General features: G+C 70.1%; 23 protein-coding genes. 19 read left to right on the forward strand and 4 right to left on the reverse strand.

The features are described 5' to 3' along the window. Nucleotides 1-36 precede the first annotated feature (36 nt). Nucleotides 37-792, forward strand: a complete 756-nt coding sequence (locus tag ITJ69_RS03575) for an alpha/beta hydrolase (protein WP_194672026.1) — start codon at nucleotides 37-39, stop codon at nucleotides 790-792. Nucleotides 793-817: 25 nt separating this feature from the next. Here the strand turns inward: ITJ69_RS03575 and xseA are convergent, their stop codons facing one another. After that, nucleotides 818-2110, reverse strand: coding sequence for an exodeoxyribonuclease VII large subunit (xseA, locus tag ITJ69_RS03580; protein ID WP_194672027.1), 1293 nt, complete (start codon nucleotides 2108-2110; stop codon nucleotides 818-820). A gap of 125 nt (nucleotides 2111-2235) precedes the next feature. On the opposite strand from xseA, the gene ITJ69_RS03585 reads away from it, so the two are divergent. Together ITJ69_RS03585 and ITJ69_RS03590 are read left to right on the forward strand one after the other, a co-directional pair. After that, nucleotides 2236-3300 (forward strand): 4-hydroxy-3-methylbut-2-enyl diphosphate reductase, encoded by a 1065-nt coding sequence (locus ITJ69_RS03585; protein WP_416354924.1) that lies wholly within the window; start codon nucleotides 2236-2238, stop codon nucleotides 3298-3300. Then, nucleotides 3297-4061 (forward strand): DUF6264 family protein, encoded by a 765-nt coding sequence (locus tag ITJ69_RS03590; RefSeq protein ID WP_123294163.1) that lies wholly within the window; start codon nucleotides 3297-3299, stop codon nucleotides 4059-4061. Before ITJ69_RS03585 ends, ITJ69_RS03590 begins: the two co-directional genes overlap by 4 nt. Nucleotides 4062-4277: 216 nt before the next feature. Here ITJ69_RS03590 and ITJ69_RS03595 read toward each other — a convergent pair whose 3' ends face one another. Together ITJ69_RS03595 and fbaA are read right to left on the reverse strand one after the other, a co-directional pair. Then, nucleotides 4278-5537 carry a M18 family aminopeptidase gene (locus ITJ69_RS03595; protein WP_194672028.1) on the reverse strand — a complete coding sequence of 420 codons (1260 nt, stop codon included), beginning with the start codon at nucleotides 5535-5537 and terminating at the stop codon, nucleotides 4278-4280. 93 nt (nucleotides 5538-5630) lie between these two features. After that, nucleotides 5631-6659 (reverse strand): class II fructose-bisphosphate aldolase, encoded by a 1029-nt coding sequence (gene fbaA / locus ITJ69_RS03600; RefSeq protein ID WP_133936920.1) that lies wholly within the window; start codon nucleotides 6657-6659, stop codon nucleotides 5631-5633. 159 nt (nucleotides 6660-6818) lie between these two features. Here fbaA and glpX point away from each other — a divergent pair, with 159 nt between their 5' ends. The 5 genes from glpX (at nucleotide 6819) to ITJ69_RS03625 (ending at nucleotide 11362) form a co-directional block, all read left to right on the forward strand. Next, nucleotides 6819-7808, forward strand: coding sequence for a class II fructose-bisphosphatase (gene glpX, locus ITJ69_RS03605; protein ID WP_111084799.1), 990 nt, complete (start codon nucleotides 6819-6821; stop codon nucleotides 7806-7808). A 204-nt stretch (nucleotides 7809-8012) separates the two neighbouring features. Further along, nucleotides 8013-9536, forward strand: a complete 1524-nt coding sequence (locus ITJ69_RS03610) for a WXG100 family type VII secretion target (RefSeq protein ID WP_323742947.1) — start codon at nucleotides 8013-8015, stop codon at nucleotides 9534-9536. 47 nt (nucleotides 9537-9583) lie between these two features. Next, the gene (locus ITJ69_RS03615) at nucleotides 9584-9949 is read left to right on the forward strand and encodes an SMI1/KNR4 family protein (protein ID WP_131878246.1); all 366 of its coding nucleotides are present in this window, start codon (nucleotides 9584-9586) and stop codon (nucleotides 9947-9949) included. A 3-nt stretch (nucleotides 9950-9952) separates the two neighbouring features. Beyond that, entirely contained in the window at nucleotides 9953-10492 is a 540-nt protein-coding gene (locus ITJ69_RS03620; protein WP_194672030.1) for an RNA 2'-phosphotransferase, read from the forward strand. A gap of 87 nt (nucleotides 10493-10579) precedes the next feature. After that, nucleotides 10580-11362 (forward strand): ankyrin repeat domain-containing protein, encoded by a 783-nt coding sequence (locus ITJ69_RS03625; protein WP_165901091.1) that lies wholly within the window; start codon nucleotides 10580-10582, stop codon nucleotides 11360-11362. A gap of 88 nt (nucleotides 11363-11450) precedes the next feature. On the opposite strand, the gene ITJ69_RS03630 is transcribed toward ITJ69_RS03625, so the two are convergent. Continuing rightward, entirely contained in the window at nucleotides 11451-12713 is a 1263-nt protein-coding gene (locus ITJ69_RS03630) for a DNA recombination protein RmuC (protein ID WP_194672031.1), read from the reverse strand. Between the two features lie 189 nt (nucleotides 12714-12902). Here ITJ69_RS03630 and iolC point away from each other — a divergent pair, with 189 nt between their 5' ends. The 11 genes from iolC to ITJ69_RS03685 all read left to right on the forward strand — a co-directional run bounded on the left by iolC (nucleotide 12903) and on the right by ITJ69_RS03685 (nucleotide 25168). Then, nucleotides 12903-13934 carry a 5-dehydro-2-deoxygluconokinase gene (iolC, locus tag ITJ69_RS03635; RefSeq protein WP_194672032.1) on the forward strand — a complete coding sequence of 344 codons (1032 nt, stop codon included), beginning with the start codon at nucleotides 12903-12905 and terminating at the stop codon, nucleotides 13932-13934. Continuing rightward, nucleotides 13927-14883: a class I fructose-bisphosphate aldolase gene (locus ITJ69_RS03640; RefSeq protein ID WP_228504716.1), complete on the forward strand. Its 957-nt coding sequence runs from the start codon at nucleotides 13927-13929 to the stop codon at nucleotides 14881-14883. The genes iolC and ITJ69_RS03640 overlap by 8 nt, the downstream gene beginning before the upstream one ends. Further along, nucleotides 14880-16391 carry a CoA-acylating methylmalonate-semialdehyde dehydrogenase gene (locus ITJ69_RS03645; protein ID WP_173169470.1) on the forward strand — a complete coding sequence of 504 codons (1512 nt, stop codon included), beginning with the start codon at nucleotides 14880-14882 and terminating at the stop codon, nucleotides 16389-16391. The genes ITJ69_RS03640 and ITJ69_RS03645 overlap by 4 nt, the downstream gene beginning before the upstream one ends. A gap of 8 nt (nucleotides 16392-16399) precedes the next feature. Continuing rightward, complete coding sequence (gene iolB / locus ITJ69_RS03650) at nucleotides 16400-17332, forward strand: 5-deoxy-glucuronate isomerase (RefSeq protein ID WP_194672033.1); 933 nt, start codon at nucleotides 16400-16402, stop codon at nucleotides 17330-17332. A 17-nt stretch (nucleotides 17333-17349) separates the two neighbouring features. Next, entirely contained in the window at nucleotides 17350-19257 is a 1908-nt protein-coding gene (gene iolD, locus ITJ69_RS03655; RefSeq protein ID WP_194672087.1) for a 3D-(3,5/4)-trihydroxycyclohexane-1,2-dione acylhydrolase (decyclizing), read from the forward strand. Between the two features lie 50 nt (nucleotides 19258-19307). Next, on the forward strand, nucleotides 19308-20234 hold the full coding sequence (locus tag ITJ69_RS03660) for a sugar phosphate isomerase/epimerase family protein (protein WP_131878260.1): 927 nt from the start codon (nucleotides 19308-19310) through the stop codon (nucleotides 20232-20234). A 50-nt stretch (nucleotides 20235-20284) separates the two neighbouring features. Continuing rightward, nucleotides 20285-21316 (forward strand): Gfo/Idh/MocA family protein, encoded by a 1032-nt coding sequence (locus tag ITJ69_RS03665; protein WP_123294146.1) that lies wholly within the window; start codon nucleotides 20285-20287, stop codon nucleotides 21314-21316. Between the two features lie 3 nt (nucleotides 21317-21319). Next, nucleotides 21320-22189 carry a sugar phosphate isomerase/epimerase family protein gene (locus ITJ69_RS03670; RefSeq protein ID WP_123938993.1) on the forward strand — a complete coding sequence of 290 codons (870 nt, stop codon included), beginning with the start codon at nucleotides 21320-21322 and terminating at the stop codon, nucleotides 22187-22189. Further along, nucleotides 22186-23298 carry a transaldolase family protein gene (locus ITJ69_RS03675; protein ID WP_228504717.1) on the forward strand — a complete coding sequence of 371 codons (1113 nt, stop codon included), beginning with the start codon at nucleotides 22186-22188 and terminating at the stop codon, nucleotides 23296-23298. The genes ITJ69_RS03670 and ITJ69_RS03675 overlap by 4 nt, the downstream gene beginning before the upstream one ends. 146 nt (nucleotides 23299-23444) lie before the next feature. Then, nucleotides 23445-24638 carry a Gfo/Idh/MocA family protein gene (locus tag ITJ69_RS03680; RefSeq protein ID WP_194672034.1) on the forward strand — a complete coding sequence of 398 codons (1194 nt, stop codon included), beginning with the start codon at nucleotides 23445-23447 and terminating at the stop codon, nucleotides 24636-24638. Nucleotides 24639-24760: 122 nt separating this feature from the next. Beyond that, complete coding sequence (locus ITJ69_RS03685) at nucleotides 24761-25168, forward strand: tautomerase family protein (RefSeq protein ID WP_159571679.1); 408 nt, start codon at nucleotides 24761-24763, stop codon at nucleotides 25166-25168. The last annotated feature ends 11 nt before the right edge of the window (nucleotides 25169-25179 follow it).

The raw sequence follows: 25179 nt of genomic DNA on the forward strand, positions 1-25179 counted from the left end.
GCGCCTGGGGAGAACACCGGCCGGTAGGGTCGCGCCATGACAGATCTCCCCGAGGGCGTGGACTGGTACCCGGCACCGGACGGACCGAGCGCGGAGCGCGACGGGCTGCCGGGCCGCCCCTCGCTCGCGGTCGTCCTGCCCGGCGGCGGGTACGGCATGCACGCTCCGCACGAGGGTGAGGGGTACGCCCGCTGGCTGAACGGGATCGGCATCGACGCGGTCGTGTTCGCGTACCCGCTCGCCCCGCACCGCCACCCGGACGCCGTGGTGGCGACCCGAGCGCTCGTCCGCGACCTGCGTGCCGGACGCTGGGCGGGCCTCCCGTCCGATCCGCGGATCGTCGTGATCGGTTCGTCGGCAGGCGGGCACCTGGCGGCCCTCGTGTCGAACGCACCGACGCCGGCCGAGCGCGCCGTGTCGGACGTCGACGACCGACCCGACCTGACGGTGCTCTGCTACCCGGTGACGTCGATGACGGACCACCCGCACGTCGGCAGCTCCGACAACCTGCTCGGACCGGGCGCGAGCGTCCGCGAGCGGTCCGCGGTGGACGCGGACCTGCTCGTCGACGACCGGACCCCGCCGACCTTCCTGTGGCACACGGCCGAGGACGAGCACGTGCCGGTGACGCACTCGCTGTCCTACGCACACGCGCTGGCGCGGCACGGGGTGCCGTTCGACCTGCACGTGTTCGAGCGCGGGGTGCACGGCATCGGGCTCGCCGAGGGCCTCGGGCCGGCCGAGGCGTGGAGCACGTTGGCGACGACCTGGCTGCGCGACCGCGGCTGGTGACCAGGCCGTCGGCGAGCCCGACGCGTCAGGCGGCCGGACCCGACCCGTCCGGACCCGGCCCGGCCGAACCCGACCCGGCCGAGCCAGACCCGTCCGGACCCGGCCCGTCCGGCTCGAGCGTTCCGGTCGCCGTCCCCGCGCCGAGCGTGACGTGCACCGGCGTCTGCCCGGTCAGATCGTCGGACGACCGCACCACGCCGCCGTCGGCCCGCTGCACGATCGCGTAGCCGCGGCGCAGGGTGTCGCGCGGCGACAGCGCACGGAGCCTGGCGGTCAGGTGCCCGACCTCGGAGTGGCCCCGCTCGAGCCGACGGTCGAGCAGCTCCCGCGACCGGGACAGGTCACGGGCCACTTCCTCCGCACGGGTGTCGACGAGCCACGCCGTCGACGCGAGCGCCGGGCGTGACCGGAGGGCGGCGATCCGGTCGGCCTCGACCGCGAGCGTCTGCGACAACCGCAGGCCGATGCGGGCGCGGGCCTGCCGGACGTTCGCGAGCTCCTCCGCGACGTCGGGCACGACGCGCTTGGCGGCGTCGGTCGGGGTCGAGGCGCGGAGGTCCGCGACCTCGTCGAGGATGGGACGGTCGGCCTCGTGCCCGATGGCCGACACGATCGGTGTGCTCGCCGCTGCTGCTGCGCGGACGAGTCCTTCGTCGCTGAAGCCGAGCAGGTTCTGGAAGTCGCCGCCACCACGGGCGATGATGATGACGTCCACCGTCGGGTCGGCGTCGAGCTCGAGGATCGCCGCCGTGACCTCGCCCACGGTGCGCTCGCCCTGCACCGCGGTGTGGACGGTGCGGAACTCGACCTGCGGCCACCGGAGCTGCGCGTTGCGCTTGACGTCCTTCTCGGCGTCGGAGTCCTTGCCGGTGATCAGGCCGATCCGGTGCGGCAGGAACGGCAGACGCTTCTTGCGTGCGGGGTCGAACAGCCCATCTTCGCCGAGGGTCCGACGCAGGCGTTCGAGCCGTTCGAGCAGGTCACCGAGACCGACGTGCTTCATCTCGACGACCTGCATGGTCAGCGAGCCGCCCTTGACCCAGTAGTTCGGCTTGACCGCTGCGACGACCCGGTCGCCCTGCTTGATGTCCGCCGGCACCCGGGACCGCACGCTCGACCAGATCGAGAACGACACCGTCGCATCGACCTCGACGTCCTTGAGCTTGCCGTACACGTTGCCGCCGGCGACGTTCCACTGCGTGATCTCGCCCTCGATCCACGCGGTGCCGAGCCGGTCGATCCAGTCGCGGAGCTTCGCGCCGAGGAGCGCGACCGGCCACGGGTTGTCGGCCGTCGGCGGGCCTTGTTCGATCGCCATGTCGCTCCTTCTCGTGCGGGACGTCCATCGTGCCCGACACCGGTGACAGCGGGCGAGCGGCGGGTTCTCCACAGCCGGCCCCCGCGCCCAGGTCGCGTGCGTCCCGCTCACCTATCATCGGGGACGTGACGATCACCAACGGCCACACGGTCCCGCTCGCCCCACCGCGCGTGCACGCGGCGCGTGGGCGACTGCGTGACGAGCCGGTCGCCGGTCCGAAGAAGGTGCTGCTCGCGGCACCCCGCGGCTACTGCGCCGGGGTGGACCGAGCGGTGGTGGCGGTCGAGGAGGCGCTCGAGCAGTACGGCGAGCCCGTCTACGTCCGCAAGCAGATCGTCCACAACGTCCACGTCGTGTCGACCCTCGAGCAGCGGGGTGCGGTGTTCGTCGACGACGTCGCCGAGGTCCCGCGCGGCTCGCACGTGGTGTTCAGCGCCCACGGCGTCTCACCCGCCGTCGTGGCCGGTGCCGCCGACCGCGACCTGCACGCCATCGACGCCACCTGCCCCCTGGTCACCAAGGTCCACCGCGAGGCCACCCGGTTCGCCAAGGCCGAGCGGACCATCATCCTGATCGGGCACACCGGCCACGAAGAGGTCGAGGGCACGATGGGCCACGCCCCCGACCGCACGATCCTGGTCAACGGCCCGGACGACGTCGCCGCGCTCGACGTCCCCGATCCCGACAACCTCGTCTGGTTGTCGCAGACCACGCTGAGCGTCGACGAGACGATGGAGACCGTCCGCCTGCTGCGCGAGAAGTACCCGACCATCCAGGATCCGCCGTCCGACGACATCTGCTACGCCACCCAGAACCGCCAGGTCGCGATCAAGAAGGTCGCCCCGGGCACCGACCTGGTGATCGTCGTCGGCTCCGCGAACTCGTCGAACAGCGTCCGTCTGGTCGAGGTCGCCCTGGAGCACGGGGCGAAGGCCGCGCACCGCGTCGACTACGCGGAGGAGATCCGCCAGGAGTGGCTCGACGGCGTCGCCACCGTCGGCGTCACGAGCGGCGCGTCTGTCCCCGAAGAGCTCGTCGCCGAGGTCCTCGAACAACTCGCCGACGCCGGGTACGGCGCCGTGGAAGAAGTCGTGACCGCACACGAAGACCTGATGTTCTCGCTCCCCAAGGAGCTCCGCACCGACGCGTCGGGCAACCCGACGCGCGCGCTCGGCGGGCGTCGGGCATGAGCGGCGCGGACGGCTGGGGCTCGGTGCCGCAGCGCGAGCCGGGTCACGTCGACGACACGGCGGCAGCCGGCCAGGAGGCCCGGGGCACGTCCCCGACGACGGCCGCCGGTGCCGTCAGCGGCCGGGTCCACGGCCGGCCCGCCCCCGCGTACGGCGAGTACGCGCCCGAGGGATGGGTCAACCCGGTCCTGGTCGAGCAGGAACGTCAGGAGCGCGAGCAGCAGGAGCGCGACCGCCGCCAGCAGGCGGCGAGCCAGGCCGGGCAGGACGGCGCGACCGCGTACCGGTCCGGTGCCGGTGCGCCGACCGGTACCGTGCCTCCAGGCCGACCCGGCGCAGCCGGCGACCCGACCACGGGCGGGTCGCAGCGGTCCGCGTCGACGAGCCGGTTCGGCCGCACGCCCGCCGACTTCGTCCTGACGGTCGGGCTGCTCGCCTTCGGACTCATCTCCGTGGTGCAGTCCCTCGCGGTGACCAACGTCGCGTCGACGGTGCGTCGGACCCTCGAGACGCAGTACACGGCACTGAACGACCCGAGTGCACTGAGCGGTGCCGCGATCATCGGGGCGATCACGAACGTCGTGGTCTTCGCGCTCGTGGCGTGGTGGTCGATCCGCCGGCTCCGGGCACGCAAGCGCACGTTCTGGGTGCCGATCGTCGGCGCGGTCGTGGCCACGTTCGTGAGCACCATCGCGTTCGTCGTCGTGGTGTTCCAGGACCCGCAGTTCGTCGAGTTCATGATGCGCCAGGCCGGCGCCTGACCGTCGGGCCGCCAGACTGCTCGCGGCGCTGGCATCCGCGCGTCGAGTGGTCGCAACACGCCGCGCGCCCGCCGTCGAGCGGTCACGAAGTGTCGTCGGGCGCCGGGGCCCCCGACAGTTCGTGACCACTCGGTCTTGCGCGCGCGGGGAGTCGCGACCACCCCGGCCCGCAGACGCCGGGCGGGGCTCAGCCGGCCGGGTCCAGCCGGCCAGGGCTCAGCCTGCCAGGAACGCCGCGACGGCGCCGTGGAGTGACGCCAGGTCCTCGACGTGCACGAGCTCGCGGATCGAGTGCATCGACAGCAGCCCGACGCCGATGTCGATCGTCGGGATCCCGAGCCGGGTCGCCGCGATCGGGCCGATGGTCGAGCCACCGGGGATCGTGTTGACGTTGACGAACGGCTGCCACGGCACCCCGGCGGTGTCGCACGCGGCGGCCCAGACGGCCTCGCCCTTGGCCTCGGTCATGTAGCGCTGGTTCGCGCTGATCTTCAGCAGCGGACCGGCACCGGGGCGCGGACGGTTCGTCGGGTCGTGCTTCTCCGGCTGGTTCGGGTGCACCAGGTGCCCGGCGTCGCTCGACAACAGCCACGAGGCGCGGAACGCCCGAGCGGCCTCGGAGCGGGTGGCGCCGAGACCCTCCTGCACGCGGCCGAGGACGTCCTCGAGGAACGGGCCACCGGCACCGGACGGGGTCGAGGAACCGATCTCTTCGTGGTCGAACGCCGCGAACACGGGGATGTGGTCGCCGTCGACCGGGGCGTCCACGATGCCGCGGAGCCCGGCGTGCACGCTCGTCAGGTTGTCCATCCGGCCCGACGCCAGGAACTCGCGCTCGATGCCGATGCGGGCGGGGGCCTGGGTGTCGGCGAGGAAGAGGTCCCACGAGACTGCATCGTCTCCGAGGCGAGCGCGCAGCCACTCCACGACCGAGGTCCCTCCGGCGTCGCCGTCCACGCCGACGATCGGCAGCGTGTGGCGTTGGCGGTCGATCTCCTTGCCGTCGTTCACCCCGCGGTCGAGGTGGATCGCGAGGTTCGGGATGCGGGCGACCGCGTCGGTGCTGACGAGCCGCACGCTGCCATCGGCGTCGACGACCCGGCCGGCGATGCGCAGGTCGCGGTCGAACCACGTCGACAGGAGCGCGCCGCCGTAGACCTCGACGTTCAGCTGCTCCCACCCGCCGGTGCGGACTCCGGGGTTCGGCTTGATCCGGAACCCGGGGGAGTCGGTGTGGGCGCCGAGGATCCGGAACGGGGTCGTCGCCGGTGCACCCTCCGGCAGGCGCCACGCGATGACCGCACCGTCGCGGACCACGACGTACGCGCCGGGTTCGGTCGGCCACGCGTCGAGCTCGGACAGCTCGGTGAACCCGGCTGCGACGAGGCGGTCACGGGCGGCCGCTGCCGCGTGGAACGCGGTGGGCGACTCGGTGACGAACTGGGCGAACTCGGAGGCGATGGCGTCGACGGTCACCTGCCCATCGTGGCATGCGGTGGAGGCGGCCGGACGCAGAACGGGGCACGTCCGTCGGACGCGCCCCGTTCCTCCTGGCAGTTGCTCCCGGTGTCAGCCCTTGGTGTGACCGGCGGAGCCGAGCACCTTCGCGGCCTCGCCCACGCGAGCCGCCATGGCGGACTCGGCGACCTTGCCCCAGGCGCGGGGGTCGTACTGCTTCTTGTTGCCGACCTCGCCGTCGATCTTCAGGACACCCTCGTAGTTCCGGAACATCGAGTCCGCGATCGATCGGGTGAACGCGTACTGCGTGTCCGTGTCGATGTTCATCTTGATGACGCCGTTGCGGACGGCCTCGTGGATCTCGTCGTCGGTCGAGCCGGAGCCGCCGTGGAAGACGAGGTCGAGGGGGTTCTCGCCGGTGCCGTGCTTGGCCGCGACCGAGGCCTGGATCTCGCCGAGGAGCTCGGGGCGGAGCTTGACGTTGCCCGGCTTGTAGACGCCGTGCACGTTGCCGAAGGTGAGCGCGGCGATCCAGCGACCCTTGTCGCCCAGGCCGAGCGCGTCGACGACCTTCTCGACGTCGTTCGGGGTCGTGTACAGGGCGTCGTTCGTGCCCTCGTGCTCGACGCCGTCCTCTTCGCCGCCGACGACGCCGATCTCGACCTCGAGGATCGCGTTGATGTTCCGCGTCTTCGACAGCATGGTCTTCGCGATCTCGATGTTCTCGTCGAGCGGCACGGCCGAGCCGTCCCACATGTGCGACTGGAAGATCGGGTTGCGGCCGGCACGGACCTCTTCCTCGCTCGCCGCGATGAGCGGCAGGACGAAGCCGTCGAGGGCGTCCTTCGGGCAGTGGTCGGTGTGCAGGGCGACGGTGATGTCGTAGTTCTTCGCGACCTCGTGGGCGAACTTCGCCATCGCGAGGGCACCGGCGGCACGGTTCTTGATCGTCTGGCCGGCGAAGTAGTCGGCACCGCCCGTCGTGACCTGGAGGATGCCGTCCGAGCCGGACTCCTGCAGGCCCTGGAGGACCGCGTTGATGGTCTGCGACGAGGACACGTTGACCGCGGGGTACGCGAACTTGCCCGCCTTCGCGCGTTCGATCATCTCGGCGTACTGTTCCGGCGTTGCGATGGGCACGTGGATCTCCTTCGACTTCGGTGATGTCCCCGCCGATCGTAGTCAGAAGCTCTGGAGGCGCGGTGCGGGTTACGCGGTCGGCTCGCGTCCGCCGTGCACATGCGTGCACGGGCCCGGTGTCCGGACCGCCGGTCGGCCGCCGGTCGGTAGGCTCGGGTCGTGACTCCCTCTACGGAAACCGGCTCCCTGTTCCTCCAGCCCGACCGCAACCTGGCCCTCGAGCTCGTGCGTGCGACGGAGGCCGCCGCGATCCGTGCGCAGCCGTGGGTCGGGCGTGGTGAGAAGAACCTCGCCGACGGCGCCGCGGTCGACGCGATGCGCAAGTTCCTCGGCACCGTGAATTTCGACGGCGTCGTCGTCATCGGTGAGGGCGAGAAGGACAACGCCCCGATGCTCTACAACGGCGAGCACGTCGGCAACGGCCACGGCCCGGCTTGCGACATCGCGGTCGACCCGATCGACGGCACCTCGCTCACCGCAGCCGGCCGTCAGAACGCCATCTCCGTCATGGCCGTCTCGGACCGCGGTTCGATGTACGACCCCTCCGCCGTGTTCTACATGGACAAGATCGCCGCCGGGCCCGAGGGCCGCGGGGTCCTGGACCTCGAGAAGCCGATCGGCGAGAACATCCGCGCGCTCGCGAAGGCCAAGGGCAAGGACCTCGAGGACATGGTCGTGGCCGTGCTCGACCGTCCCCGTCACGACGAGTTGATCCGTGCGATCCGTGCGACGGGCGCCGGGACGCGTCTGCTGCTCGACGGTGACGTCGCCGGTGGCATCGCCGCCGCGCTGCCCGGCTCGACGATCGACATGTGCGTCGGTGTCGGCGGCACCCCCGAGGGCATCATCACCGCGTGCGCGATCAAGGCGCTCGGCGGCGTGATCCTCGGCAAGCTGCAGCCGAAGGACGACGAGGAGCGCGAGCGCGCCATCGCCGCCGGCCACGACCTGGACAAGGTCCTCGACCAGGACGACCTGGTCACGGGTGACAACACGTTCTTCGTCGCCACCGGCGTCACCGACGGTGTCCTGGTCGACGGTGTCCGTCGCTCGCGCGGCGTCATCCACACCGACTCGCTCGTCCTGCGGTCCCGCTCGAACACCATCCGTCGCATCCAGGCGGACCACCGTGCGGAGAAGTGGTTCTGATCCCTGCGAGATCCTGATCGGCGCGAGTCATCGCTGAACCGTCGAGACCCGTCCGCACCACGTCGTCGCGTGGCGCGGACGGGTTTTCCCGTGCACGGGACGAGAGCACACGATGATTCGAATCATCGGCATCTGTGACCCCTGATATGGTCACAACCGCACATCTGTGAAGAAGTGTGCGGAGATCGGACCTGGGGAGGAATGATGGGGCGGCCGTCGGGGTGGGATGTCGTCGATCAGGGTGATGATCCGGTCAAGGGGGATCCGTCGACGTTGCGGATGATGTCGCGGGAGTACCAGCGCATCTCCGACGCGGCCGATGACGCCTCGACCCGGCTGAAGTCGGTGAAGGGGTCCGGGTGGCTGACCGACTGGGAGGGTGAAGCCGCCGACGTGTTCGTCGACGCGATCGAGGACACCCCGTCGGACCTGACCAAGCTCGTCGACTCGTACGAACTCGCCGCGACGGCGTTGTCGGGGTGGGCGGACACGGTCGATGACACCCAGTACCGGGCTGATGGTGCGCTCGCGGACGCGAAGGACGCCTCCGGGGACCTCGCCGCGGCGCAGGACCGGCTCTCCGATGCGCAGTCGAACCTGTCGCACTACCAATCGGCGTCGAAGGACCTGTCGAAGGTCGCGGACAAGTACCCGGCCGGCTCCGACGTCCCCGACGGGGTGGACGTGCCGTCGCCGGCGCAGCTGCGGGCAGCGTCCGACAACGCCTCCGTCGCGCAGGGGTCCGTGTCGTCCGCGCAGGGCGACATCGCCGCGGCGCAGTCCCGGATCGACGCGGCGAAGCGACTCGTCGCCGATGCGAAGGGCGACTGGCAGGACGCGGAGCAGCGGACCGCGACGAAGATCGGTGAAGCGGCCGACGCGGGGCTGGGAAAGCAGTCCACGTGGGACAAGATCTTCGGGTCCGAAGCGTGGGCGACCATCGTGTCGGTGGCAAAGGTCGTCGTCGCGGTGGGCGGGATCATCGCGATGATCATCCCGGGGCCGTGGACGTTGATCATCGCGGCGATCGCGCTCGTGGTGTTGGCGGACACGTTGTACAAGATGAGCAAGGGCGAAGCCGACGGGTGGGACCTCGCGTGGGCCCTCGTCGACTGCGTCCCACTGGCAGGTGGCCTAGGGGTGACGGCTCGGGCGATGCGGATGGCGAGCAAGGGTGGACGGGCGACCTCGCTGTTGCACGTCGGTAGTCGATTCGCACGTGGACGTGATGTGATCGCGAAGCAGGTCAATGCCTTCAGTGCGACGTCCAAGCTGGGAAAGCTGTTCACGCCATTGCAGCGAGTCGTTCGGCCGTTCGAACCTGGTGCTGTTCGGTTCTCGCAGAAGTCTGTCTCCTTCAACAAGATCGACCGCACCACCGGTGAGCCGTACACCTACGACGACATCACCAACTGCATGCGCGACGGCGGTTGGCGCGGAGACCCGGTCGACGTGGTGGAGATGCCAGACGGCGCGAGCACCAGCATGGACAACACTCGGATCAGAGCCGCGCGGGAGACCGAAACGCCAGTGCAGGCGCGCGCACACGAACACCACGAACCGTTGACCGCAAGAGAGGTTGAACGCTTCACGAAGCGTGGCCACGCCGAGCCCAGAACGTGGGGCGAGGCCGCTGAGGTTCGGATGAAGTCGCAAGGCACGAATTGGTCGAAAGCGAATCCAGCTGGGTCTCACGACCTCCCGAAGCTCACCGGAGCACCACAGTGAGGGAACGTCGACTAACAACCGTCGAGGAACGGCAAGTCGAGGCGCGCTTGATCGCGCCCGAGGGATTCCAGTACCCCGAGCGCTTCCAACGTGCCCTTGCACAAGACCCGCTTCCCGACATCGATCCCTTCATGTGGACGTCTGAGTACGAGAGCCAGACAGAGAACTGGGCTGACATCGTTGGGGAGCAGTATCCGACCCGTTCCCTCGTGCCCTTCGCGAAGCACCAGGACACGGACGACGTGTTCTGTTTCGACGGTGGCGACCGTTCGGGCAACCCTCCTGTCCTGATCATCCACACGTTCGCTTCTCCCGGGACGGAGTACCGGGGTCAGTGGACGTCGTTCGACGTCTGGTGGGAGGAAATGGAGGAGCACCGAGCAGTGTGGCTCGCGGAGCAGGAAGAGGACTGAGGCATGCCCCGAAAGGACACGTCGATCAGCAAGGCGATGTCGCATGCGTTGCGGCACGAACCGGGTTCGTACGGGCTGGAGTTCGGCGCCGACGGGAGCGTCCCGCTCGCAGATCTCGCCGGGGCCTTGGCGCGGTCGGGCGTGGACGCAACGGTGGAGGACTTGCGCCGCATCGTCGCCGAGTCTGACAAGCAGCGCTTCGCGGTGGAGGGTGACCGGATCCGCGCACAGTACGGCCACTCGACCGACGAGCGCATCGTGAAGCCAGCGATCGTGCCGCGACCGGTGCTCTGGCACGCGACTTCTCCCGCGGCGGCTGAGTCGATCCTGCGCGATGGTCTCTTGCCCATGGGGCGCCAGTACGCGCATCTGACGACTGATCGAGAGCTGGCGATGCAAGCGGGTCGACGCAAGTCTCCCGCTCCCGTCCTGCTGCGGGTCGATGCGGATCGCGCGCACCGGGAAGGCGTCGAGTTCTCGGAAGGCCACGACCGAGTGACCCTGGCATTGTTCGTTCCCGCGCGGTACCTCTCGGAGAGATGAGAGGTCGATGCGATCGAGATGCTCACTCGTGGTGTTGGCCGATTCGGGACCCGGCGAGGACGTGGAAGGGCTGAACAGCATCATCTTATGAGCACCGCGACGGACAGTTCTGCTTTCTGGGATGCGATCATTGCGGACGATTCGCAGGCGATCGCGAGGATCGCTGCGGAAGGCTTCGAAGGGTCCTCAGCCTCTCGCGCTCATACCGACGCCCTCACGCCCCTCCACTTCGCCGCTCAGCACGGCGCGGTGCATGCGATACGGGCGCTCCTAGACCTCGGGGTGAAGGTGGATGCGCCGGACCGTTGGGGGACGACGCCGCTGCAGCTCGCAGTGGCGAACTCGGGCGGCGGCGGACTCGATCCGGTGAATCTCTTGCTCGATGCCGGAGCGGATCCCTACTCAGTCAACGACCTGGGCGCGACCCCGCTGAGCTACGCTCGGATCCTCGCGGACGCACCCGCCGGACTCATCATCGTGCTGCAGCAGGATCGGATGCTCAAGAGCGATGAATCGGACGCATCAGTCGTGTTCGAGGCCGCGTCGCGTGGGTCGCTCATCGACATGCAATCGGCAATTCGAGCCGATCCGGGCGCGCTCAACTCTGCGGTAGCTGGAGAGACTCCGCTCCGGCTGCTCGTCCGACGTTCTCTCCCCGTACGACCGAATCGATCGAATCCACATCCGCTCGCGGTGGAGGACGCGGTGGCTGGCGCGAAGGGCATGCTGAGCGCCGGAGCGAAAGCTCGGCTGGTCGGTGCAGACGGCTTCACCGCTCAGGGGCTGGCGCGAGCGTTCCTGGCACCGAAGCCGTTGATCAAAGTGCTCGACCGAGCGGCGAAGGAGGAGCGGGGAAGACGCAATCAATGATCGGAAGGCATTGAGACGTCGCTGCGACGGCTCCGGATCGCTGCACGAACGGAGGTGACCGGCGCGGATCGACGCCGCGAGCGGACGGTCAGTCCTCGTCGACCGCCCCCACCAGCTCCGGCGCCGTGAGCAACCGCGGCTCGTCCTCGATCGACGCCGGGTCCGCGATCACCTTCGACTCGTCGAGCAGCGACAACCGCCGTGCACTCGGCAGCACCTGCCGCTCGAGCGACCCCACGAACCGGTTGTAGTCGACGACGGAGCCCCGGATCGAACGCCCGAGCTTGTCGACGTGTCCCGCCATCGTGGACAGTCGGCCGTAGAGCTCGCGGGAGACCCGGAAGAGCTCGTGCGCCTCTTGCGAGACGACGTCCTGCTGCCACGAGAACGCCACGGTCTTCAGCACGGACCACAGGGTCACGGGCGAGGCGAGCGCGATGCGCTTGCGGAAGGCGTGGTCGAGCAGCCCGGGGTCGGCGGCGAGGGCGCTCGAGATGAGTGACTCGGACGGGATGAAGGCGACGGTGAGCTCGGGGGAGGCGTCGTACCCGGTCCAGTACTCGCGCGCGGCCAGGGCGTCGACGTGCGCGCGGAGCGCCTTGACGTGCTGCCCGATGAGCGCCTCGCGGCGAGCCCCCTCGGCGCCGGTTGCGGTCGCCGGGATCTCGGCGGCCTGCAGGTAGGCGCTGAACGGCACCTTGGCGTCGACGGCGATGGTCTTGCCGCCGGGCAGGTGCACGACCATGTCAGGCCGGGCGGTGCCGGCCGAGGTGGTGACCGAGGACTGCACGTCGAAGTCGACCCGTTCGAGCAACCCGGCGGCCTCGACCACGTTGCGCAGCTGCGTCTCGCCCCACACGCCGCGGGTGCTGTTCGACGACAGAGCGCTGGCCAGGGTGTCGGCCGTGGCGCGCAGGCGTTCCTCGGACTCGGCGGCCGACCGGAGCTGGGCGGACAGGGCGCCGTACTGCTCGCTGCGGGACTGCTCGAGCTCGGCGATCTTCGTGCGCATGACGTCGAGGGTCTGCGCGACGGGGCTGAGGGCGGAGAGCACCTTCGACTCGTTCTGGTTCCGGGCCGAGTCCGCGCCGTGCATGCGCTGCACGAGGTGCTCGAGCTCGGCCGAGCGCCGTTCGAGGGAGTCGACCTGTCGGCGGTACTGGGCGTCCTGCGCGTCGAGGCGTTCCTCGGCGTCGCGCCGGACCTCGTCGAGCCGTGTGCGGAGCGCCTCGGCGCTCGCGCGCGACGCGGCGGCGTCGACGCCGGCGCGCGACCGCGCGAGCGACCAGGCGACGACCGCACCGACGGCGATGCCGATCACGAGACCGATGACCAGGGCGAGGATCTGCATGTCGTGACCTTGGCAGGACCCACCGACACCGGGCCTCCCGGCACACCGACGCCGGGCGTCCCGGCGCACCGACGCGGCCACGCGCCCGGCGGGACCAGCCTCGAAAACCATGTCATGACATTAGGGCAAACACGGTGTACAGTCGTGATCGTCCGCCGATGAAGCCGCACGGAAGGTCCACCACGTCGCATGACGAACCACGCTCCCCACGCCTACGACGTGATCACGATGGGACGCGTCAGCGTCGACATCTACCCGCAGCAGACCGGCCCGCTCGAAGACGTCACGACGTTCTCGAAGTCCGTCGGCGGCAGCGCGACCAACGTCGCCATCGCCGCAGCGCGCCACGGTGCCGACGCCGCGGTCATCACCCGCACCGGCAACGACCCCTTCGGCCGGTACATCGCCCGCACCCTGCCGGAGTTCGGCGTCGCGAACGCCTTCGTCGAGACGGTCGAGGGGCTGAACACCCCCGTCGCGTTCTGCGAGATCTTCCCGCCGGACGACTTCCCGCTGTACTTCTACCGTGCCCCGAAGGCGCCGGACCTGATGATCACGGCGAAGTCGCTGCCGCTGCACGAGATCGAGCGGGCGAAGATCTTCTGGACCACGGTGACCGGCTTGAGCGAAGAGCCGAGTCGGCAGGCACACCACGTCGCGTACGAAGCGCGCACAGCCGCGCAGAACAGCACGAAGAACCACACCGTCTTGGACCTGGACTACCGCTCGATGTTCTGGTCGAGCCCCGAGGCCGCGACGCGCGAGGTCGCCGTCGCCCTCGAACACGCCACGGTCGCCGTCGGCAACCGCGAGGAGTGCGAGGTCGCCGTCGGTGAGACCGACCCGGTCCGTGCGGCCGACGCCCTGCTCGAGCGCGGCGTCGAGATCGCCGTCGTCAAGCAGGGCCCCAAGGGGGTGCTGGCGAAGACCCGCGACGAGTTCGTCGAGTTCCGCCCGCACCACATCGACGTCGTCAACGGGCTCGGCTCCGGTGACGGCTTCGGCGGCGCGCTGGCCCACGGCCTGCTGCAGGGCTGGGGCCTCGAGCGGATCCTCGCGTTCTGCAACGCCGCCGGTGCCATCGTCGCGACGCGGTTCGAGTGCTCGACGGCGATGCCCACGAGCGACGAGATCGAGTCGTTCATCGCCAGCAACCCCGCCGACGGCACGAACCACACGAGCACGGGTGCGACCAACACCGAGGAGAAGACCCATGCCTGAGATCAGCCCCGCTGACTTCCAGCGCCTCCGGGACATCCGCGCCGGACAGCCCGAACTGGTGCGGTCCGTGCTCGACGCTCGGCACAAGCGCTCCCTGCTCGCCGACGACGGCAAGCTCTTCATCGTCGCCGCCGACCACCCGGCACGCGGCGCCCTGGCGGTCCGGAACGACGAGTCCGCCATGGCCGACCGCTACGACCTGCTCGAGCGGCTCGTCACGGCGCTCGGTCGCCCCGGGGTCGACGGGGTGCTCGGGACGCCCGACATCCTCGAGGACCTGGCACTGCTCGGCGCCCTCGACGGCAAGGTCGTCGTCGGGTCGATGAACCGCGGCGGGCTGCGCGGCGCGACGTTCGAGATGGACGACCGCTACACCGCGTACTCGGCGCAGGCCATCAAGGACTCCGGATTCGACTTCGCCAAGCTCCTCGTGCGCATCGCCCTCGAGGACGCGGGCACGGCCCCGACGCTCGAGGCGACGGCCCGCGCCGTCAGCGAGGCCGCCGCACTCCAGCTGCCGATCATGCTCGAGCCGTTCATGTCCGCGTGGCAGGACGGCCGGGTCGTGAACGACCTGACCGCCGACGCCGTCATCACCTCGATGGCGATCGCCGCGGGCCTGGGGGAGTCCAGCGCGTACAGCTGGCTCAAGATCCCGGTCGTCGACGACATGGAGCGGGTGATGGCGGCGACGACCCTGCCGACGCTCCTGCTCGGTGGCGACCCGTCGAGCAAGCCGCTCGAGACGTACGCCAAGTGGGCCGATGCCCTGGCCCTGCCCGGCGTGCGCGGCCTGGTCGTCGGCCGGACCCTGCTCTACCCGCCGGACGGCGACGTCGCCACCGCGGTCGACGTGGCCGCCGGCCTCGTCCACACCGGGAGCGTCGGCACCGCGAACGCCGGCACCACGCACGAACAAGCCACCACACTCGAAGGAAGCAACGCATGACCACCACGGAGACCGCCACCACCACCGTCGGCCACTGGATCGGCGGCAAGCACGTCGAGTCCGCGTCGGGCAACAGCGCCCCCGTGTACGACCCGGCCCTGGGCGTCGCGACGAAGCAGGTCGCCCTGGCGAACGAGGACGAGATCCAGGCCGCCATCGCGAGCGCCAAGGCGGCGTTCCCGGCGTGGAGCAACCTGTCGCTCACCAAGCGCCAGCAGATCCTGTTCTCGTTCCGCGAGATCCTGAACCGCGACAAGGGTGAGCTCGCCGAGATCATCACGAGCGAGCACGGCAAGGTCATCGACGACGCCCTGGGTGAGATCGCCCGTGGGCAGGAGGTCGTGGAGCTCGCGACGAACATCCCGAGCCTGCTCAAGGGCGAGTTCTCCGACCAGGTCTCGACCGGCATCGACGTGTACTCGATCCGGCAGCCGCTCGGCGTCGTGGGCATCATCAGCCCCTTCAACTTCCCGGCGATGGTGCCGCTGTGGTTCCTGCCGATCGCGATCGCCGCGGGCAACACCGTCGTGCTGAAGCCGTCCGAGAAGGACCCGAGCGCCGCCATCTGGCTCGCCGAGAAGTTCTCCGAGGCCGGTCTCCCCGACGGCGTCTTCAACGTCCTCAACGGCGACAAGCTGAGCGTCGACGGCCTGCTCACGAGCCCCGACGTCGAGTCGATCTCGTTCGTCGGTTCCACGCCGATCGCGCAGTACGTCTACGAGACGGGCACGAAGCACGGCAAGCGCGTGCAGGCCCTGGGCGGCGCGAAGAACCACATGCTGGTGCTGCCGGACGCCGACCTCGACCTGGTCGCGGACAACGCCATCAACGCGGGCTTCGGCTCCGCCGGTGAGCGCTGCATGGCGATCTCGGTCGTCGTCGCCGTCGAGCCGGTGGCCGACGAGCTCATCCAGAAGATCAAGGACCGCGCGGCCACCCTGCGCATCGGCGACGGTCGTCGCGGATGCGACATGGGCCCGCTCGTCACGAAGCAGCACCGTGACAAGGTCGCCTCGTACATCGAGGTCGCAGAGCAGGACGGTGCGGTGGTTGTGGTGGACGGCCGCACCGTCCGACCCGACGGCGACGAGAACGGCTTCTGGCTGGGCCCGACGCTGATCGACCAGGTCCCCACCACGAGCCGCGTCTACACCGAGGAGATCTTCGGCCCGGTGCTGAGCGTCGTCCGCGTCGCCACGTACGAAGAGGGCCTCGAGCTCATCAACTCGGGTGCGTACGGCAACGGGACCGCCATCTTCACCAACGACGGCGGCGCTGCCCGTCGATTCCAGCGCGACGTGCAGGTCGGCATGATCGGCATCAACGTCCCGATCCCCGTGCCGGTCGCGTACTTCTCGTTCGGCGGCTGGAAGAACTCGCTGTTCGGTGACCACAAGGCGTACGGTGCCGACGGCGTGAGCTTCTTCACCCGCCAGAAGGCGATCACGAGCCGCTGGCTCGACCCGTCGCACGGCGGCATCAACCTCGGCTTCCCGTCGAACAACTGAGCCGCAGCATGGCGAACGAACAGCACCAGCACGACCAGTGGTTCATCCCGAAGGGGAGCCGGCCGGAGGCCGGCTGGACCGACGTCGTCGACGGCCGCATCGCAGGATGGGCGCACACCGGGCTCCGGACCGGCACCCTGACGGACGGTGACCCGACCGGTACGCGCGAGTTGCGCCTCCCGGCCGACGCCGTGGAGCGCATCGTCGTGCCGCTCGCCGGGTCGTTCCACGTGACCTACGCGGGCGCCGCCGGGGACGGCGAGCAGGCCCTGCAGGGGCGCGCGAACGTCTTCGAGGGCCCCACCGACGTCCTGTACCTCGGATCGGGCACCGCGGCGACGATCACCGGCGCAGGCCGGTTCGCGGTCGCCGAGGCGCCCACCGACACCGTCAAGCCGACCACGTACGTGGCCCGGCAGGACGTGCCGGTGGAGCTCCGCGGTGCCGGGCAGTCCAGCCGCCAGGTGCACAACTTCGGCACCCCGGCGGCCCTCGACGCCGACAAGTTCATCGTGTGCGAGGTGATCACGCCGGCCGGCAACTGGTCGTCGTACCCGCCGCACAAGCACGACACGAACGTGCCGGGCGAAGAGTCGAACCTCGAGGAGATCTACTACTACGAGTCCGCGGTGGCCCGCGGTGTCTCGGCTCCGACCACCGCCGACCCGTTCGCGCTGCACCGCACCTACGCATCGGACGACCGTCCGATCGACGAGTTCCGCGAAGTGCGCACCGGCGACGTCGCGCTGGTGCCGCACGGCTGGCACGGCCCCGCCGTCGCTGCTCCGGGCTACGACATGTACTACCTCAACGTGATGGCCGGGCCCGACCCGGAGCGCGTCTGGAACATCACCGACGACCCGGCGCACGGCTGGGTCCGCCAGGTGTGGGAGAGCGAGCAGCTCGACCCGCGCCTGCCCTACGAAAGGAAGCAGGCGTGACCACCACCACGCGCCGGATGACCGTCGGCCAGGCACTCGTCGAGTTCCTGGCGAACCAGTGGACCGTCGACGGCGACGTCCGCGAACGCACCATCCCGGGCATCTTCGGCATCTTCGGGCACGGCAACGTCGCCGGCGTCGGACAGGCCATCAAGCAGCTCCACGTCGAGCAGCCCGGCCTGCTGCCGTACCACCAGGCCCGCAACGAGCAGGCGATGGTGCACGAGGCCGTCGGCTTCGCCCGCATGCACCGCCGCCGTGCGACCTTCGCGGCGACGGCGTCGGTCGGCCCGGGCGCCGCGAACATGCTCACCGCTGCCGCACTCGCGACGACGAACCGCCTGCCCGCACTGCTGCTGCCGTCGGACACGTTCGCGACGCGGACCACCGACCCGGTGCTCCAGCAGATCGAGCTGCCGCACGACACCTCGATCCAGGTGACGGACGCGTTCCGTCCGCTGTCGCGCTACTTCGACCGCGTCGAGCGCCCCGAGCAGCTGTTCTCGATCGCGCTCGCCGCGATGCGGGTGCTCACCGACCCGGCCGAGACCGGTGCCGTGACGATCGCCCTGCCCGAGGACGTGCAGGCCGAGGAGTTCGACGTCCCCGTCGCGTTCCTGCAGCCGCGCGAGTGGCACATCCGTCGGCCGCTGCCCGAGCACGGGCCGCTGGCGCGTGCGGTCGCCGCGATCCGGGGCGCGCAGCGTCCGGTGATCGTCGCGGGCGGTGGCGTGCTGTACTCCGGCGCGGAGCGCGAGCTCGCGGCCTTCGTCGAGGCCACCGGCATCCCGGTCGGCACCTCGCAGGCCGGCGGCGGCTCGCTCGTCTGGGACCACCCGCAGTACCTCGGTGGCATCGGTGCGACCGGCACGGCCGCCGCCAACGCGGTCGCCGCGCAGGCGGACGTCGTGATCGGGATCGGCACGCGCTACAGCGACTTCACGACCGCCTCGCGGACCGCGTTCCAGAACCCGGACGTCACGTTCGTGAACGTCAACGTGGCCGCGTTCGACGCGTACAAGCACGGTTCGCAGCTGCCGCTGATCGCGGATGCCCGGGAGGCCCTGGTCGCGTTGACCGCGGCGCTCGCGTCGTCCGGGTCGTCACCCGCAGAGCCCGCGTTCGTCGTCGACGCCGCCTACGCTGCAGAGATCGCGTCGCTGAAGGCGGCGTGGGACGCAGCCGTCGACGGCGCGTTCGCGCCGTCCGGCGCCGACCTGCCCGGTCAGCCGGAGATCATCGGCGCCGTGCAGTCGGTGTCCGACCCGCGCGACGTCGTCATCCAGGCGGCCGGCTCGCTGCCCGGCGACCTGCACAAGCTCTGGCGCGTGCAGGACGCCCTCGGCTACCACGTCGAGTACGCGTTCTCGTGCATGGGCTATGAGATCGCCGGCGGCATCGGCGTCCGTCGTGGCGCCCCGGACCGCGACGCGATCGTCATGGTCGGCGACGGCAGCTACCTCATGCTGCACACGGAGCTCGTCACTGCCGTGGCCGAGGGCATCAAGATCATCGTCGTGCTCATCCAGAACCACGGGTACGCGTCGATCGGGCACCTGTCCGAGACCGTCGGGTCCGAGCGCTACGGCACGAAGTACCGCTACCTGGACGAGACGCAGTCGTTCGACAACGGCGACCCGCTGCCGGTCGACCTCGCGGCGAACGCGCGGTCGTACGGCGTCGACGTGATCGAGGTCCAGCCCGGCCCGGACAGCATCGAGGACCTCAAGGCCGCGGTGCGCCAGGCGAAGGCGAACGACCACACCACCCTCGTGCACATCAACTCGGACCCGCTGGTCTACGCCCCCGAGGGCGACGGCTGGTGGGACGTGCCGGTGGCGCAGACCTCGACGCTGTCGAGCACGCAGACCGCCCGCGCCGAGTACGAGCAGCAGGTCGCCGCACAGCGCCCGCTGCTCGGCTGAGCACCACCGTCCACCACACGCACCACACCCAGAAAGCAGACGACGACGTCATGACCGACACCGCCACCGCCACCGACGCCATCCGGATCGGCACCGCCCCCGACTCGTGGGGCGTCTGGTTCCCCGACGACCCCAACCAGGTGCCGTGGAAGCGCTTCCTCGACGAAGCGGCCGCAGCCGGGTACGAGTGGATCGAGCTCGGACCGTACGGCTACCTGCCGACCGACCCGTCGCAGCTGTCGGACGAGCTCGAGTCGCGCGGGCTGAAGCTGTCCGCCGGAACGGTGTTCACCGGGTTCCACAAGGGCGAGGACCAGTTCCAGCGTGCCTGGGACCAGGCCGTGGCGGTCGCGGGTCTGGCGGCGAAGCTCGGCGCCCAGCACCTCGTGACGATCCCGGACCTGTGGCGCTCGGACGCCACGGAGGAGGTCCTCGAGTCGCGCACCCTGACCGACGAGCAGTGGGACCGCCTCGGCAAGGGCCACGACCAGCTCGGCAAGGCGCTGCTCGAGGAGTACGGCGTCCACCAGCAGTTCCACACCCACGCGGACAGCCACGTCGGCACCTACAAGGAGACCGTGCGGTTCCTGTCGGAGACTGATCCGGCGTACACGAACCTCTGCCTCGACACCGGGCACTTCGCGTACTACGGCGGCGACAACCTCAAGCTCATCGCCGCGCACCCGGAGCGCATCGGCTACCTGCACCTCAAGCAGGTCGACACCGACCTGCTGTTCGACGTGCTGAAGAACGACGTCCCGTTCGCCACCGCCGTGTCGCAGGGGATCATGACCGAGCCGCCGCACGGCACCCCGGAGCTCGCCCCGATCATCGAAGCCGTCGCGAAGATCAACCCGGACGTCTTCGGCATCGTCGAGCAGGACATGTACGGCTGCTCGGTCGACGCCCCCGGCCCGATCGCCGAGCGCACCTTCCAGCACATCTTCGGTTCCACGTCCGCCGCCCGCGTGTCCTGACCGGCCCCAGCAGCCGTCCACGCAGCGTCATCTACCCCAGGAGCACCGCCATGAGCACCACTGACAACCTCCGCGTCGCCGTCGTCGGCGCGGGCGCCATGGGCAGCGACCACATCCGTCGCATCACCTCGACCATCGCCGGCGCCGACGTCGTCGCGATCGTCGACCCCGACACCGGCCGCGCGACCGCCGCCGCGGCGAAGGCGCCCGGCGCGATCACCGCGGCCTCGTTCGAGGAGGCGCTCGACGCCACCCCGATCGACGCCGTCATCGTCGCGACGCCCGGCTTCCTGCACGAGCCGGTCCTGGTGCCGGCGATCGAGCGCGGTCTCGCCGTCCTGTGCGAGAAGCCGCTGACGACCTCGGCCGAGGACTCGTTGCGGATCGTCGAGCTCGAGCAGGCGACGTCCGACCGTCCGAAGATCCAGGTCGGCTTCATGCGCCGCTTCGACAAGGGCTACCAGGAGCTGCGCGCGCTGCGGGAGTCCGGGGCCAACGGCGCCCTGCTCGCGCTGCACCACGCGCACCGCAACCCGACCACGCCGCCGAACTTCAGCGAGTCGATGCTCATCCACGACTCGGTGATCCACGAGATCGACATCATCCCGTTCATCACGGGCGAGGCGATCACGAGCGTCGAGGTCAAGAAGCCCCGCAAGAACTCGCTCGCGCCGGCCGACCTGCCCGAGCCGCAGTTCGTGCTGTTCACCACCGAGTCCGGCACCATGGCGATCGTCGAGATCAACGTGAACGCCCAGTTCGGCTACCAGGTCACGACCGACGCGGTGTTCGAGTCCGGGGTCGCGTACATCGGTCGCGAGACCTCGCTCAACCTCGTGTCGCAGGGCGTCTCCGGCCAGGGCGTCACCCCGTCGTTCGTCGAGCGCTTCGGTGCCGCGTACGACGAAGAGGTGCAGCGATGGGTCGACGCCGCGCGCACCGGTGGCATCGACGGCCCGAGCGCCTGGGACGGCTACACGGCGTCGGTGGTCGCCGAGGTCGCCGTGCGCGCGCAGCAGTCCGGTGCGCTCGAGCCGATCACGTACGCCACCGCGAAGCCCGCGTTCTACGAGACGGCCTGATCGATGCCGAAGATCGCGCTCGACCCCACGCCGTACCACCACGACCTGTCGCTGCTGGAGTTCCCGCAGAAGGTCGCCGACCTCGGCTACGAGTACCTGCAGCTCACCCCGCACAAGGACTTCATCCCCTTCTACCGGCACCCCACGGCCGACGACGACCTCGTCGACGCGTTCGCCGCGGCGTGCACGACGGCCGGGGTCCAGGTCGCGTCGGTCCTGCCCGTCCTGCGCTGGGCCGGCCCGGACAAGGAGGCCCGCGAGGCCGCCGTCAAGAAGTGGAAGCGGGTCATCGAGATCACGAAGCGCCTCGGCGTGGACACGATCAACACGGAGTTCTCCGGCCGCCCCGAACGCGCTGAGGAGTCCGAGGACCAGTTCCACTGGGCGATGGAGGAGCTCCTGCCGATCATCGAGGACTCCGGCATCCGGGTCCTCATCGACCCGCACCCCGACGACTTCGTCGAGGACGGGCTCGAGGCGCTCCGGGTGATCCGCGGGCTGAACTCGAAGAGCATCGGCTTCGTCTACGTCGCGTGCCACACGTTCCACTACGGCGGGAACATGGACGAGATCATCGACGCCGCGGGCGACTCGCTGCAGCTCGTGCACGTCGCCGACGCGTACGACCACCACCGGTCGCACGGCCTGCGCTACATCACCAACCCGCCCGGCAACCCGGTCCGCGTGCACCAGCACCTGCCGGTCGGCCAGGCGGACGTCGACTTCGACGCCTTCTGGGCCGCCCTCGACCGGGTCGGCTTCACGGCGCGCGAGGACACCGTCGCGGTGTCGAGCGTCTTCGCCGAGGACGAGAACGCCGACGAGGTCTCGCGCTTCCAGCTCGACACGATCAAGAAGGGACTCACACGATGACCGACACCCTCTCGTCACCGGCGACCACCGACGCCGACGTCCGACCCGTCACCCTGCAGGCCGCGTCGCAGACCGTGACCGCCCTGTGGAACGACTCCGCCGACCCGCGCGAACTGTCCACCGCGATCCACGAGTACGGCGCCGTCGGGGCGACCTGCAACCCGGTGATCGCGTACACCTGCATCAAGCAGGACCCGGAGACCTGGGTGCCGCGCATCCGCGAGATCGCCGCGGAGCACCCGACCGCGGGGGAGTCCTGGATCGGTTGGAAGGCCGTCGAGGAGCTCTCCATCGCGGCGGCCGAGCAGCTGCTGCCCGCGTTCGAGGCGTCCGGCGGCCGCAACGGTCGCCTGTCGATGCAGACCGACCCGCGCTTCCACCGCGACGCCGACGCCCTGGTCGAGCAGGCCGTGCGGTTCTCGCAGCTCGCCCCGAACATCATCGTGAAGGTCCCCGCCACCAAGGTCGGCATCGCCGCGATCGAGGAGGCCGCCTACCGCGGGGTCTCGATCAACGCGACGGTGTCGTTCACGGTGCCGCAGGTCGTCGCCGTCGGTGAAGCCATCGAGCGTGCGCTCGACCGTCGTGCCGCCGACGGGCTGCCCGACCAAGAGTTCGGCCACGTCGTCACGCTGATGGCCGGCCGGTTCGACGACTGGCTGAAGACCGTCGTCAAGCGAGACCACGTCATGGTCGACCCCGGCATCCTCGAGTGGGCCGGCGTCGCCGCGGTGAAGAACGCCTACCGGGTGTTCCAGGAGCGTGGTTTCCGGTCGCGCGTGCTCGTCGCCGCCTTCCGGAACGCCTTGCAGTGGTCGGAGTTCCAGGGCGGGGACCTCGTCGTCTCGCCGCCGTTCCAGTGGACGAAGGACATCAACGCGAACGCGTTCCCGTTCCGTCCGGACGCCATCCACGACGAGGTACCGGCCGACGTCATCGCGGCTCTGCGCGCTGCGACGCCCGAGTTCGCGCGCGGGTACGACGTCGACGGCATGACGATCGACGAGTTCGACCGGTTCGGCGCCACGGTGACGACGCTGCGCCAGTTCCTCGACGCCGACGCGCAGCTCGACGCCCTGGTGCGGGACATCATCTTCCCGCCGAACTGAGCCGAGCCACTTCGTGAGCAGAAGACGTCGGGTCGCCCCAGGTGACCCGACGTCTTCTGCTCAATGTCTTTGTACTGACAAACCACGAGCGATCCCGTACGATGGTTGGCGCGCTCCAATCGGCGCCCACGAACGAAGGAGTTCCCATGGACAGCATCGGTGTCGGCCTCATCTCGGTCGGCTGGATGGGGCGGCTGCACTCCCGCGCCTACCACGCCCTGCCGGACCACTTCCCGGAGCTCGGCGTGCAGCCCCGGCTCGTCGTCGCCGCGGACCCGATCGAGGCCGCACGTGACCAGGCCGTCACCCGCCTGGGCTACGAGCGGGCGGTCGCCGACTACCACGAGGTCCTCGCCGACCCGGCCGTCGACGTCGTGTCGATCTGCTCGCCGAACTTCCTGCACCGCGAGATGGCGGTCGCCGCTGCCGAGGCCGGCAAGCCGTTCTGGATCGAGAAGCCGATGGGCCGCTACGCCAGCGACTCGCGCCAGATCCACGAGGCCGTCCAGCGCGCGGGCGTCATCACGAGCGTCGGGTTCAACTACCGGCACGCCCCCGCGATCGAGCGGGCGCGCGAACTCGTCCGCAGCGGCCGCCTCGGTCGGATCACGAACGTGCGCGGGTCGCTGCTCGCCGACTACTCGTCCGACCCCGCGGCGCCGCTGACCTGGCGCTTCGAGCGTGAGCGTGCCGGCTCGGGTGTGCTCGGCGACCTGCTGTCGCACGGCCTCGACCTGGCGCAGTACGTCGTCGGTCGGATCGCCAGTGTGAGCGCGCTCGCCGAGACCTTCATCCAGGAGCGCCCGAAGCCAGCCGCGGGCATCGTCGACCGGAGCGCCGCCGCCACCGGCGACCTCGGACGCGTCGAGAACGAGGACTACGCAGCCCTGCTCTTCCGCTTCGAGGACGGCCCCGTCGGCACCATGGACTCGAGCCGTGTCATGCGGGGGCCGCACGCCGAGTACACGCTCGAGATCTACGGCACCAGGGGTTCGGTGCGGTGGGACTTCCAGCGTCTCAACGAGCTCGAGGTGTACCTCGACGGGCAAGAGGTGGACGGCTACGCCACGCACTACGTCGCCGCGGGTGACGGCGAGTTCGCGCGCTTCCAGCCCGGCGCCGGCACGGCCATGGGCTACGACGACCTGAAGACGATCGAGGCCGCCCAGTTCATCGCGAGCGTCCGTCGCGGGGAGCAGCTCGCCCCGTCGGTCGCTGACGGGCTGGCTGCTGCGTCCATCGTCGAGGCGGCGGAAGCGTCCCTCGCCGACGGTGCGTGGCACGACGTCGCGCGTGTCGACGGACCGCTCACCTACGCGGCGGCGACCCCCGTGCTCTAGACGGTCGCGGACGACGGACGGGAGGCGCGGTGCCAGCTGGCACTGCGCCTCCAGTCCGTCTGTTGCTGCGTCTCGATCCATGTTAGTTTGTCAGGACAAAGTCCCGAACTGCAGGAGGCACCATGCCGCTCGTCCGTATCGACCTCGCCACCGGCCGCACGCCGCAGGCAGTGCGCGCCATCGCCGACGCGATCCACCGGGCCATCGTCGACGTGTACGCGATCCCCGTGCGCGACCGGTTCCAGGTGATCACCGAGCACCCGGCGCAGCAGATCATCGCCGAGGACGCCGGCCTCGGGTTCGAGCGCACCGAGGGCGTCGTCATGATCCAGGTCTTCACGCAGCGCGGGCGCACCGACGAGGCGAAGACGACGCTGTACGCGGCGATCCACGACGCCCTGGCGGCGATCGGTGTCGCGTCCGAGGACGTCTTCATCGGCTACGTCGAGAACGGCCCGCAGGACTGGTCGTTCGGCTTCGGCCGCGCCCAGTACGTGACCGGCGAGCTCGGCGTGCCCGCGCCAGCCTGAGCGGGGGTCCG

This window comes from Curtobacterium sp. VKM Ac-2887 (assembly GCF_015350935.1).
Lineage (GTDB): Bacteria > Actinomycetota > Actinomycetes > Actinomycetales > Microbacteriaceae > Curtobacterium.